General features: G+C 70.2%; 9 protein-coding genes and 2 pseudogenes. 9 read left to right on the top strand and 2 right to left on the bottom strand.

The genetic code is table 11. The features are described 5' to 3' along the window. Positions 1-315: 315 nt before the first annotated feature. The 6 genes and pseudogenes from ACIQ87_RS19235 to ACIQ87_RS19210 all read left to right on the top strand — a co-directional run bounded on the left by ACIQ87_RS19235 (position 316) and on the right by ACIQ87_RS19210 (position 6,588). On the top strand, positions 316-519 hold the full coding sequence (locus ACIQ87_RS19235; RefSeq protein WP_402407935.1) for a hypothetical protein: 204 nt from the start codon (positions 316-318) through the stop codon (positions 517-519). Between the two features lie 55 nt (positions 520-574). Next, positions 575-1,000 (top strand): organic hydroperoxide resistance protein, encoded by a 426-nt coding sequence (locus ACIQ87_RS19230; protein ID WP_402407932.1) that lies wholly within the window; start codon positions 575-577, stop codon positions 998-1,000. 80 nt (positions 1,001-1,080) lie between these two features. After that, positions 1,081-1,805, top strand: a pseudogene (locus ACIQ87_RS19225) (molybdopterin-dependent oxidoreductase). Then, complete coding sequence (locus ACIQ87_RS19220; RefSeq protein WP_402407930.1) at positions 1,792-2,124, top strand: hypothetical protein; 333 nt, start codon at positions 1,792-1,794, stop codon at positions 2,122-2,124. Before ACIQ87_RS19225 ends, ACIQ87_RS19220 begins: the two are co-directional and overlap by 14 nt. A gap of 129 nt (positions 2,125-2,253) precedes the next feature. Continuing rightward, positions 2,254-2,703, top strand: coding sequence for a peptidase inhibitor family I36 protein (locus ACIQ87_RS19215; RefSeq protein WP_402407927.1), 450 nt, complete (start codon positions 2,254-2,256; stop codon positions 2,701-2,703). 114 nt (positions 2,704-2,817) lie between these two features. After that, positions 2,818-6,588 carry an endonuclease/exonuclease/phosphatase family protein gene (locus ACIQ87_RS19210; RefSeq protein WP_402407924.1) on the top strand — a complete coding sequence of 1,257 codons (3,771 nt, stop codon included), beginning with the start codon at positions 2,818-2,820 and terminating at the stop codon, positions 6,586-6,588. A 187-nt stretch (positions 6,589-6,775) separates the two neighbouring features. Here the strand turns inward: ACIQ87_RS19210 and ACIQ87_RS19205 are convergent, their stop codons facing one another. Together ACIQ87_RS19205 and ACIQ87_RS19200 are read right to left on the bottom strand one after the other, a co-directional pair. Further along, on the bottom strand, positions 6,776-8,026 hold the full coding sequence (locus tag ACIQ87_RS19205) for an IS256 family transposase (RefSeq protein WP_402407922.1): 1,251 nt from the start codon (positions 8,024-8,026) through the stop codon (positions 6,776-6,778). Between the two features lie 43 nt (positions 8,027-8,069). Further along, positions 8,070-9,701, bottom strand: coding sequence for a recombinase family protein (locus ACIQ87_RS19200; protein ID WP_402408270.1), 1,632 nt, complete (start codon positions 9,699-9,701; stop codon positions 8,070-8,072). 122 nt (positions 9,702-9,823) lie between these two features. On the opposite strand from ACIQ87_RS19200, the pseudogene ACIQ87_RS19195 reads away from it, so the two are divergent. The 3 genes and pseudogenes from ACIQ87_RS19195 to ACIQ87_RS19185 form a co-directional block, all read left to right on the top strand. Continuing rightward, positions 9,824-9,937 (top strand): annotated as a pseudogene (locus ACIQ87_RS19195) (exodeoxyribonuclease III); the annotation flags it as partial. Positions 9,938-10,588: 651 nt separating this feature from the next. Continuing rightward, positions 10,589-11,557, top strand: coding sequence for a permease (locus ACIQ87_RS19190; protein ID WP_402408268.1), 969 nt, complete (start codon positions 10,589-10,591; stop codon positions 11,555-11,557). Then, positions 11,554-12,420, top strand: coding sequence for a TIGR03943 family putative permease subunit (locus tag ACIQ87_RS19185; protein ID WP_402407919.1), 867 nt, complete (start codon positions 11,554-11,556; stop codon positions 12,418-12,420). The genes ACIQ87_RS19190 and ACIQ87_RS19185 overlap by 4 nt, the downstream gene beginning before the upstream one ends. Positions 12,421-12,436 lie beyond the last annotated feature (16 nt).

Genomic DNA, 12,436 nt, shown 5'->3' with positions numbered 1-12,436 from the left:
GACCACCGACCACGATCCCGGGAACGCGGGCCCGTCGAGCCAGTGTCGAACCCTGGCCCGTACCCGGGCCGGGGCGGCCAGCGTCCCTTGACCCTCGGACCGCGTGCGGGTCGTCAGTCAAATGACTGGGGTTCCGGGAAACAACCGGCCGCGGAATGCGGATCACGATTTCGGTCAAGTGACCGATGCTCCGGGCCGCAGCCGTGCACGACTGTTGAACCCAAGGAATTCAATGAGAGGAAATGCCTTGCGTGCCCGGGCGTACTGACCCGTAGCCAGCTAACCACCGCGATGACGAACACCGGGTGGGGGCAGGTGGCTGTACGCGAGCAGGAGACCACGCGGATCCAGCTGACCCAGGTCTACTCCCACGGGGGCTGGCTCCAGGGGTGGAACCTCGAAGGCAACGGATTCCTCGCCCGGTACGCACCCGCTCTGATCGCGTACGCCGCGACGGTCTACCTCTTCGCCACCTCCAACCAGGGCGCCATCTACTGGAAGCAGTCCCGCACGTACTGATGCCTCGTGGGGCAGTTGCGTCACTCCGAGAAAATCCGAGAAAGGAAGACCCGCCATGTCCGTCAGCTACACCGCCACGGTCGAAGTCACCGGCGAGGGCCGCAACGGCGGCACCGTCCGCTCCACCGACGGGCTGCTCGACCACCGCCTGTCCATTCCCAAGGAGTTGGGCGGAGCCGGCGACGCCACCAACCCGGAACAGCTCCTCGCCGCGGGCTGGGCCGCCTGCTTCCTGGGAGCCCTGCGCCACGCCGCCGCCCAGCGCACGATCAGGCTGGCCAGCACCGAGGTCACCGCCGAGGTCACCCTCCACCACGGCGAAGACGGCGAGTTCTCGCTCCTGGCCACGCTGTCCCCGCGCCTCGGCGGCGTCGACCAGCGCACCGCCGAGGAACTCGCCGAGGCCGCCCACCGGATCTGCCCGTACTCGAAGGCGACCCGGGACAACATCCCTGTCACCATCGAGGCCGTGGCCGTCTGAGCACCCCGACACTCGGGTACGCCCCGGCCGGCCCGCGCACGAGCGGGCCGGCCGGGGCGCGTGAGGAGGAAGCAATGCAGATGCCGGAATCAGAAGCCGAGAACCTGCCGGACGGCACCCCCGTGGCCCGCAGAACGATGCCGGGCGTGCTCGCCGCCGGGGCAGCGGGGCTGGTCACGGCACCATACGTACGGGCCGGCTCGGAACGCGTGCTGGCCGGGGTCTCCCAGGCGGACCCGACCGGACTCAGCGCCCTGCTGCCGAACCCGGGCGGGTTCCGTTATTACAGCGTCGTCGGCTCGGTGCCGCGCAAGGGCGAGCACGACTACGAGCTGAGGATCGACGGCCTGGTCGACCGGGCACGGACGTACACCCTCGCGGACCTGCGAGCGCTGCCGCAGACCCGGATCGTCCACGACGTCCAGTGTGCACCGACGGCTGGCGCGTCGACAGGACGCCCTTCGAGGGCGTGAAGCTCTCCGACCTGCTGGACGACGCAGGGGTCCGCGCCGGAGGCCGGGCCCTGCGCTTCACCTGCTTCGACGGGGCCTACACCGAGAGCCTCACGCTGGAGCAGGCCTGGCGCTCCGACGTGCTGGTGGCCCTGCGGATGCTGGACGCGCCGATCGCCCACGAGCACGGCGGCCCGGTCCGGCTCTACGTGGCGCCGATGTACTTCTACAAGTCCGCCAAATGGCTGTCCGGCATATCGGTCACCGACCGGGTCGTCCCCGGCTACTGGGAGGAACGCGGATATGACGTCGACGGCTGGCTCGACGACACCGCCGAACGTGGCACGACCTGATGGGCGGGTGCGGAGGTTCACCACCGCCGAGCGGATGGTCCACCGGGCGACCGCGGCGCTGATGGTGCTGTGCGTGGCGACGGCGGCCTGCCTCTACATCGGGTCGCTCGCCCAGGCGGTGGGCCGGCGGTACCTGATGGCCACCGCCCACGAGTGGTCCGGCATCCTGCTCCCCGTGCACGGCGGGAACGTGATCGGCCTGGTCTCCCGCCCAGAGAAGGCCGATGTCGCCCGGGAGGCCGGCGCTGACCAGTTTCTGGGCCGTTTCCCGATACGCAGCGTCACCCGCCGGGCGTCGTGGCGGTCCGCAGTCATTTGACTGATGCCACCGACTCCCTCTCGCTGGGAGTCTCGTGGTGCGAAGAGCCCGACCCGGGGCCCGCCGCGCACGAGCACTGTCACCCGCCTGCGTCACAGCCGCAGGCAGACCCGGAAAGCGAGTTCCACCGTGACCCTCAAATCCTTCAAGCTGGCGATCACCGCCGTCGCGGGTGCGATCACCGGGGCGATGATGTTCCTCTCGGCGACGCCGGCCTCCGCCGCCAACCCCCCGTACGACGGCTGTCCGGACTGGGCGCTTTGCCTCTACCAGAACAGCAGCGGCACGGGTTCGAAGGCGATCGTGATCCCGCCGCCCGCCGGCAGCGGCGGCTTGATCGTCCGGCTGACGCAGGTCCACTTCCTGAACGGGACCCTGGCCGACAACCAGGTGTCCTCCTGGATCAACAACTCGCAGTGCTCGGTCGAGTTTTGGGACGACCCGTACGGCGAGCTCCACCCCTCGCAGGTCGACTACGCGCCGGCCTGGAGCTGGGGCAAGAAGGCCGACTACGACGCGGGCGGCCCCGACTACTACAAGAACGACCGGATCTCCGGCCTGCGGTTCGGCTGCTACTAGCGGACGCGGCCGGTCCGCGGGCGCCACTGCCGGCGGACCGGGCCGTTCACCACACCGCCCCCGTCTCGTCCAAGGAGCCGGGGGCATTTCTGTGACCCCCCGAAATGAGGTCCCGTGAAACGTCTACGACCAACGGCCGCGCTGTTGTCCGGCCTGCTGCTCTCCCTCACTCTGCCGGCGCTCGCCGCGACGGCGCCGGCCACCGCGGCCCCGGCCGCGGTCGGCACCGTCACGGCCGGCCCCGGCGCCGAGGGCCCGGACCTGAGCTCCGCCAACCGCACCGGCCCGGCGGCTGGCATGCCCGACTGGTCCCGCGTCGGCTTCCGCGGCGGCCGGCCCCTGCCCGGCGACGGCGACCTGACCACGAACGCCGCCTGCCGGATCACCCCCGACGTGCTCGCCGCCAAGTACGGCGTACGGGCGGACGACGGCACCGACGACACGACCGGCCTCCAGAAGGCCATCGACGACGTCAAGGCCACCTGCTCGCCGAACGCCAACTTCAACAGCCTCTCGCTGATCTCCCTGCCCGCCGGCCGGATCGACGTCTCCCGGCAGATATCCGTGGACGCCGACTACCTCGTCCTGCGCGGCCAGGGCTCCGGCGCCGGCGGCACCCGCCTGGTGTTCCGGCCCGACGTCAACACCCGCTACGACACCCTGGTCAACGGCCGCTGGGACCAGGACAGCATGAAGGCCGGCAGCGGCAACGACGTCGGCACCGGAGGCTGGATCTGGCCGGGCCGCGGCATGTTCCGGGTCCAGACCCGGGACATCGCCGACCGCTACCAGGACGACTGGGCCGCCGCCCCGGCGAACCGCAAGGACATCTTCGAGGGCAGCGTCAACCAGCACTGGGCCTCCGGCATCAAGGTCGCCGCCCGGGCCTCCGACCCCGGCTGGGCGGCCCGCCAGGGCCAGGACGTCGTGCAGCTGGACCCCAAGGCCGACATGAAGAAGTTCTCCCCGGGCGGCTACGTCTGGGTGGGCGCGGCCAACAGCGTCAAGTTCTACGAGCAGCAGGGCGTCTCTGACCGCAGCCAGATGGACAACCTCCACATGCGGCAGCAGATGTTCCGGGTCAACGCGGTCGACGCCGCCGCGAAGACGGTCACCCTGGACCGCCCGCTGGAGTGGGACCTCCCGGTCGACTCCACCTCCGACGGCTCCCCGGCGCTGGCCGACAAGCCGTACGCCAGCAAGGTCACCCCGCTGAAGGTGGTCGAGGGCGTCGGCTTCGAGGACTTCGCCTTCACCCAGGACATGAGCGGCCTGCCCAAGCTCGGCGGCGGCACCTACGACCTGACCCCCGCCCAGGCCGTGCACAACTACGGCAACATGGCACCCGAGTACGCGATGCACGGCATCGTCTTCAAGTGGGCCGCCAACGACTGGGCCCGCGGTCTGAAGGCCGAGATGACGGGCTCGCACCCGATCGTCACCGAGGACGCCCGCAACCTCCAGATCGAGCGCAACAGCTTCGACGGCGCCTGGAACAAGGGCAAGGGCGGCAACGGCTACCTGCGCGGCAGCCGGGTCTGGGACTCCCTGTACGCCTACAACCTCAGCCGGAACCTGCGCCACTTCACCTTCCAGTGGTCGGCCAGCGGCAACGTCGCCTTCCGCAACGACCTCGACTCCGACCTCAACCTGCACGGCGGCTGGGAGCACGACAACCTCTTCGAGCAGAACACGCTGAGGGTCCCGTACGAGCACCGCTCGGGCAGCTGCACGACCAACTGCGGCGGCGAGGGCGGCGAGATCGACGAGGGGACGTGGTATCCGATCTGGTGGGCGGCCGGCCCCAAGGCCGTCAAGTGGTCCGGCTCCTCGGGCCCGCAGAACGTCTTCCACAGCAACACGATGACCAAGCAGGCGACGCCGGGCGGACCGTACGAGCCCTACGCGCCGTACAGCACCCAGCCCGGCACCGCCTTCCAGTTCGGCTCCGCCAACGGCAACCCCGGCAGGTTCCAGCCGCTGGGCCAGGGCGGCCAGGCCATCCCCGACTGGACGGGCCGGGAGACCCTCGACTACACCGGGCAGGGCGTCGTCCCCTTGGACGTCGGCAAGCGGCCGTCGCTGTTCCTGCGGGACACCGGCGAGCTCGACCCCCGCGCGGGCTACCGCCGCACGATCGCCACCTGGAACATGCAGGGCGCCGGGACCGCCGGCGGGACGGGCGAGGACTCCGCCGCCTACGAGAGCAAGTACACGCTGGGGGTGAACCAGCTGGCGCTGCAGAACGCGGCCGACATCGTCGCCCTCCAGGAGGCCGGCGCCCCGCCCAACGGCGCCGTGTTCGAGCAGGACATCCCGCAGAACCCTCCGGTGTTCTTCGACTGGGCCGGCCGCACGCCCCCGGTCCGCGAGTACCGGTACGGGGGAACGGGCAGCAGGCCGCAGGGCTACCTCTACTGGCTGCACACGGACACCGACCCCAACTCCGACACGGGCCGGGTCAACCTGGCCATCCTGACCCGTCACCAGGTCCCGTCGCAGGACGTGTACGTCGTTCAGGCAGGGCTGAACAACGGCTTCTCCGGCCGGCCCGCGCTCGGCGTCAACGTCGACGGCGTCGTCTACTTCACCGTGCACGGCCTCTCGGGGAGCGGCAACGACGACCCCGGGCTGCTGCGGAACATCCAGACCCGGATGGCCACCGCGGGCCCCAACCAGAACCCGCTGCCCTGGGTCGCCCTCGGCGACTTCAACCGGATCCCGCTGCCGCCGGACGACCCGAACACCCCCGACACGTCGCTGGCGACCGCCGTCAACGGCCAGTTCGCGGTGACCGCCCCGCCACTGCCCACCCATCCGACCGTCCGGCGCCTGGGGAACCAGACCCCGGACCGCATCCTCGACTACGCGGTCACCCCCCTGGGCCCCACGGACCCCCGTGTGCAAGGCATCAACCGGGCGGGCAACGTGCTGCTGTCGGACCACTATCCCGTCGTGATGGAGGTCGGCAACCTGCCGAACCCGCCGCGCTCCGGGGCGGTGACGGTGCCGGTGGCGGGCCCCTCCGTGCTGCGCAACGCCGCCACCACCAACGTGGCCGCCCCCGGCAGCAGCACCCACGCCGTCAGTGACCAGCCGATCAACCGGGCGAACGTCCAAGGGCAGGTGTTCACCCTGTCACCCGACCCGGAGTACAGCGGCTACTACCGCCTCTTCCACGCCAACGCGCCCTACGCCGGCCGCTACCTCGGCCAGGAGGGCGGAGCCCGCGACGCCCGGACGGTGCTGTGGCCCAACGCGGCGCTCGACCAGCTCTGGCAGCCGGTACCCCACGGCGACGGCACCTGGACCCTGCAGAACTACGTCACCCGCCAGTTCCTCACGGACCTGGGCCCGGGCCTCGGCATCGTGGCCCGCGACCAGGACGGCACGGCCAACCAGCGCTGGTTCCTCCAGGACCCCCAGGAGAGCACGCAGTTCACCGAGATCGTCGCGACGGACTCCGGCGGCACGGCCCCGGCGCTCTCGGTCGACGATCTGGAGACCGCGCCCTACCCGGTCTTCCTGGCCCCTGATTCGCACGGGTCCCACCAGCGTTTCAGCGCCATCTCCGCGGGGCAGGGCGGCGGCGACAACTGCGTGTACCTCGTCTACGGCCACCAGTACGTCAACTCCACGGCGGCCCACCCCCGGGCCCCGCAGAACGGCGACTTCGTCACCATGGGCGACTACCGCCCCGACGACAACGGCTACCTGTGGTGCAAGCCCAACGACGGCCCGAACGGGACCCTGCTGTCCAACTTCGCCCGCCCCGACGACCACCTCGACCTGACCCGCAGCACCCTGGTCGACACGGTCACCATCACCCGCCCCGGAGCCGCGACCGCCAGGCTCCACTGGCTCTTCCGCACGATCACCCAGTAACCGGCGCGGCTCCGGCCGCCAGTACCCGAGTAGCCGGCCGCCCCCCGGGACGGCCGGCCGCTCGGCGAGTCCTCGATGATGGCCGCAGACCAGCCGAACAGAGGAGGAAGGGGACTATCACGATCTAGGTGTACGGCACCCGGTTGGCCTAGGTGTTGATCTTCCTGGTGGGTGTGGGCCGGTTGGCCTACGCCCGTCCGGCTGACAGGCGTCCGTCGAAGGCGATGAGGGCGGCCATCCACCGGTTGCTCCAGCGTTGTCGGCTGCGTCCGGTGGGGTCGAGGGCGAGGGTGGCCAGGTAGAGCCGTTTGAGGGCGGCCTGGTCGTTGGGGAAGTGGCCGCAGGCGCCGGCGGCCCTGCGGTAGCGGGCGTTGAGGCTCTCGATGGCGTTGGTGGTGCAGATGATCTTGCGGATCTCGGCGTCGAAGGCGAGGAAGGGGACCATCTCGGGCCAGGCCCTCTCCCACAGTCGCACCACGGCCGGGTAGGTCGCCTCCCAGGCGGCGGCGAACTCGGCGAACCGGTCCAGGGCCGCCTGCTCGTTCGGCGCGGTGTAGACGGGCTTGAGGTCGCGGGCCACGGCCGCCCAGTCCCGCTTGGAGGTGTAGCGGAAGGAGTTCCGCAGCAGATGGACGATGCAGGTCTGGACCACGGTCTGGGGCCAGACCTGGGCGACCGCGTCGGGCAGGCCGGCCAGGCCGTCGCAGATGAGGATCAGGCAGTCCTTCACGCCGCGGTTCTTGATCTCGGTCAGGACGGACTGCCAGTACTTGGCGCCCTCGCCGCCGCTGGAGGTCCGCAGGCCCAGGATGTCGCGGTAGCCGTCGGCGGTGACGCCCAGGACCACGTAGACGGGTCGGTTGGCGACCTGGCCGTCGCGGACCTTGATGTTCACGGCGTCCACGAACAGGACCGGGTAGACCGCGTCGAGGGGGCGCGTGCGCCACTCGGCCATGCCCTCCAGCACCCGGTCGGTGATGGTGGAGACGGTCTCCTTGCTGGTCGTCATGCCGTAGACCTCGGCCAGGTGCGCGACGATCTCGCCGCTGGTCAGGCCTTTCGCGGTCAGCGAGACCACGAGGTTGTCCAGGCCCTCGGTCCGGCGTGCGTGCCGGGGTACGACCTTGGGCTCGAACGTGCCGGCCCGGTCCCTGGGCACCTCCAACGTGACCGGTCCGGCCTCGGTCATCACGGTCTTCATCCGGTAGCCGTTGCGCGCGTTGCCGCCCTTGCGCACCGAGCGGCCCGGTTCCGCGGTCGAGGCCAGGTGCTCGTCCATCTCGGCTTCCAGGGCTTCCTGGAGCAGGTGCCGGGTCAGTTGCTGGAGCAGCCCGCCCTCACCGAGCAGCTGCATCCCGCCGGCCCTGGCCTGCTCGGTCGCCAGCTCGGCGACCGAGGCCACCACATCCGACCCGCCGGTATTCTTCCTCGGACCCATGTCCAAGGCATCGGCGTCCACGGACTCCGACGAAACCGTTCCGTCAGGAACCGACCCGATCTGGTGATCCGTCAGCGAGCTCATCAGTGTCTCCCTTGATCAGGGTGTTCACCTGATTCATGACACTCCCTCCGACGCACTCCAATTTCGACACTCGTGCTTCGAGTTCGGCGGGCAGGTACCAGCCCTCGGTGGTGGGTGTCATGTAGAGGCGGGCTTTGAGGCCGAGAAGGAGTTGGCGGCGCCTTTCCTGGTCGGCCTGGGTCCAGGCGTCGGCGAAGGTCTGGCCGGTCTCGACTTCCACCCAGGTGGAGGGGCGTTGTGGGAGGGTGGCGAGGCGGCGGCGTTCGTCGACGAGGACTTCGAGGGCTTCGGAGTACTCGTCGTCGCCGCCGGGGTAGTCGAACAGGTTGCGGCGCTTCTCCTCGCGTAGGTCACGCATGGCCTGGGTGACGTGGTTGAGCTGCTCGGTGTGGTCCTCGCCGGGGATGAACCTGCGCACCGTCATAGCCATCCCGGCCAACCGCTCCACCAGGGCGGTGATCGCGGCGGTGACGCGCTCGCCCTTGATGGACTGGCCCTTGCAGGCCGGTTTGCCGGCCGTCTTCGCACACCGGTAGTACTCGTAGATCTTTCCGCTCTTGGCGAGGTTCACCTGCCGGTAGAACCGGTCGCCGCAGCGGTCGCAGTGCGGCACGCCGAGCCAGGGTGAGGCGCCGTTCGAGCGTTCCTTCGTGATCGCGCGCTCGTCCATTGCCGCCTGGACCGCGGCCCACTCCTCCTCGGTGAACAGCGGCTTGGCCATCCGGATCGGCAGGCCCTTCGCGTCCCGGGCGATCTTGCGCGCCTTCACGGAGCGGCCGGTCAGCTTCAGGCCCATCGTCGCCGGCGAACGCAGGATCTTCCCCACGCTGGTCGGATTCCAGTGGTTCGACGGCGGCGTCTTGCGCTTGCTCGAGTACGACTCGCCCTGGTTCTTGTACGCGTGCATCGACGGCGTGTCGAAGCCTGCGGCCTCCAGGGCCATGGCGATCATCCACTGGCTCATCCCCTCCAGGAGGAGCTTGCCCATGTAGCGCACGGCCTCGGACGTGACTGGGTCCGGTTCGAGGGTGCGGCCTCCACCAGGGCGGTCGACGATCCGGTACCCGTACGGCGGCTGTCCGCCGGCCCAGCGGTCCGTCTTGCGCAGGTGCTTGTGCGCGGCGGTCACCCGGGCCTTGATCCGCTTGAGCTCCATCTCCGCGAAGATCGACGCCAGCATCAGGAACACCTTCGCCAACTCGTTCCCGAACGACGACTCGCGACCCTCCCGGTAGTCCAGGGTGATGCCATCGTCGGTGAAGACCAGAACCTTGTGATTCTCCTCCGCCCAGTGCGCCACGTCCGCACAGTCCTTCGCCGACCGGAACGCCCGGTCCACCTTCGCCCACACCAACGCGTCCCACTCACCCTGCCGCTCGGTCAGCCACGGCCCCAGGTCCGGGCGCTTCCACGGCGTGATCTGAGCAGAGACATCCAGGTCCTCGAAGGACCCGACGATCTCCCACTCCTTCGAGACCGCGTGCCTTGTCGCCGACTCCGCCTGCACCAGATGCGAGACCTTGCCCTCGTCCCCGTGCGTGTCCGACACACGCGAACCAACCACCGCCCGAACCGGCGCCAAAGCCGTCATGATGCTCACAGGAGGTCCCCTACCGCCCAGGCCAGCGGACACCCTCGAACAGCCCACACTCGAACGAGTGGACTCTTTTAGAAAAGGCGTCCATCCGCTGGAGGGTTGACCTATGTGTTTGTACAAAAGGCCTGGCCGACAGGGCCGTCGAGGCCTACGTCGAGCGCGCCGCGTCTCACGCCGAACGCTGGAGCGACCACGCACCCGTCACCGCAGTGTTCGACCACCAGTTCTGACAACTCTCCATCGACAGGACGGCGCAGGAGACCGGGATGTCTGCCCACTCGCCTCGATACCCGTCCGCCTATTCAGACGAAGGGCGACCCGGCCTGGCTGCGCCGGACGATCCCGTTCCCTCCAGCACCTTCTGACTCCCGCCCGGCCACCCGGGTCCGGGCGAGTGGTGCACACCCACACCGAGCCGTGGGAGCAAACCACTTCCTGAGGCAAGACGGAGTGGCAGTCGCTGGGAGGCGGGCGCGAAGAGCGAGACCCGGCCCGGGAACTATCGGCCCGAACGACCAGCAGGACGACGGCCGCCTGGTGCCGGTCACCACCGTGTTCGCCGCGCTGATCGCCTCCGCCGATCACCCGGCAGCACTGCTGACGGCCGGTCGCGGCCGTCGTCGACGACGCCCTTGAGGTGCTTCGCACCCGCACCGGAAACGCCGAGGTCACGGCGGTGTCGGACCCGCCCGTGAACGCAGGCTACCGACTGCGGAAGCGGTACGGAAGACCTAGATGAATATGATTATCACCGCTACTCTGTCCCCGGCTCCCCGAACATGACGGTGAGCAGACAGGTCTCGCCGACGCATCGGCGGCGAGTGGGCTGAGGAGCGGTCACCTTGGTGGAGACGAGTCTCGGCAGCGTCCGGCACCTCCCAGTGGCGCCGGCGGAAACCCCGCCACCACGTTGGAGGTCGGCGCTGCTGATCGGAGTACCGGCGGTCGTGGCGGCGGCCGCGCTGGTAACAGTGTGGGACGCGGGCGGTGTGCAGACCTGGCGGACGGTCATGGTCGCCATCGTGGTGCAGGGCGTGCCGTTCCTGGTGCTGGGCACGGTGGTGTCGGCCGCGATCGGGGCGTTTGTCCCGGAGCGGGTGTTCACCCGGGTGCTGCCGAAGAACCCGGCGCTCGCCGTGCCGGTGGCGGGAGTGGCCGGCGCCGTCCTGCCGGGTTGTGAGTGCGCGTCCGTCCCGGTGGCCGGCAGCCTGATGAGGCGCGGGGTGGCTCCGGCGGCGGCCCTGGCGTTCCTGCTCTCCGCGCCCGCGATCAACCCGGTGGTGCTGGTCGCGACCGCGATCGCCTTCCCGGGCAAGCCGGAGATGGTGCTGGCCCGGCTGCTGGCCTCGCTCGCCACGGCGGTCGTGATGGGCTGGCTGTGGGTGGCGTTCGGCCGGCCGGAGTGGCTGCGGCTGCCGAAGAGCTCGACCGGTCACGGCGAGGGTGCGCGCAATCCGCTGGAGGAGTTCCGGCGCGGACTGCAGCACGACTTCCTGCACGCGGGCGGCTTCCTGGTGGTCGGCGCGGCGGCCGCGGCGACGTTCAACGTGCTCGTCCCGCCGTCGGTGTTGCGGATCTTCTCCGACTCGCCGTGGCTGGGTGTGCCCGTGCTGGCCTTCCTCGCCGTGGTGCTGGCGGTCTGCTCCGAGGCGGACGCCTTCGTGGCCGCCTCCCTCACCGGCTTCTCCCCCACCGCCCGGCTCGCCTTCATGGTCGTCGGCCCGATGGTCGACCTCAAGCTGATCGCCCTCCAGTCGGGCGCCTTCGGGCGCGCCTTCGCGCTCCGTTTCTCCAGCGCGACTTTCCTGGTCGCCGTTGTCGCCAGCATCGTGATCGGAGGGGCACTGTGAAGGCCACTGCTGTGAAGGCCGCCGTCCGGGGGCTCGCCCCGTCCCTGCTCGTCGCACTCGTCGGCGCCGCCCTGCTGCGGATCACCGTCGGCAGCGACGTGTTCCTGCAGTACGTCAAGGAGGGCCTGCGGATCCCGCTGATCGCTTCGGGGATCGTGCTGCTCGGGCTCGGGATCGCGGGCGTGGTGCGCCGCGTGACCGCCCACCGGCAGGAGCCGGTGATGCGGTTCGGCCGGGACGCCGAGGGCAACGCGGTCTGGCTCCGGCCCGTCAAGGACGACGGACACGGACACGGGGAAGGGCACGATCACGACCACGGCCCGCGCGTGGCCTGGCTGCTGACCATCCCCGCCGTGCTGCTGCTCTGCCTCACCCCGCCCCCGCTCGGTTCCTTCACCGCTTCCCGGGACGGCTCGGACGCCGTCGTCGAACCCGCGAAGTACGCCGACCTGTCCGAGCAGCCGGCCGCCCCGGGCAGCGCGGCCGATTCCGGTGCTTCCGTCACGGTGCCGACGCCGATGTCGCTGACCGAGTTCATCGGCCGCAGCCGCGACCCGAACAAGAGCCTGGCGGACCGCAAGGTCCGGCTCACCGGCTTCGTCTCCCCCGGCGCACAGCCCGGCGAGTGGTACCTCAACCGGCTCGTCGTCAGCTGCTGTGCGGCCGACGCCCGTCGGCTGCGCGTCCTGGTGCACACCGCCGGTGCGGCCCCGGCCGCGGACAGCTGGGTGGACCTCACCGGCGTCTGGAAGCCCACCCCGGACGCACCGGCCACCGCAGCGCCGAGGATCGACGTCTCCGAGCAGCACGCCGTCCCCCAGCCGCGCGCCCCGTATCGGGACATCCCGCCCTCGGACCAGTAGCCGCTACGAAACCACG

Source organism: Kitasatospora sp. NPDC096204 (assembly GCF_044763205.1).
In the GTDB taxonomy this organism is placed as follows: domain Bacteria; phylum Actinomycetota; class Actinomycetes; order Streptomycetales; family Streptomycetaceae; genus Kitasatospora.
The sequence above is the reverse complement of the archived record's forward strand: the minus strand, read 5'-3'. Positions and strand labels throughout refer to the sequence as shown.

Coding starts and splice junctions, on each gene's coding strand:
- ACIQ87_RS19200 (WP_402408270.1), bottom strand. CDS start 9,701: ATGACGGCTTTGGCGCCGGTTCGGGCGGTGGTTGGTTCGCGTGTGTCG.
- ACIQ87_RS19205 (WP_402407922.1), bottom strand. CDS start 8,026: ATGGGTCCGAGGAAGAATACCGGCGGGTCGGATGTGGTGGCCTCGGTC.
- ACIQ87_RS19230 (WP_402407932.1), top strand. CDS start 575: ATGTCCGTCAGCTACACCGCCACGGTCGAAGTCACCGGCGAGGGCCGC.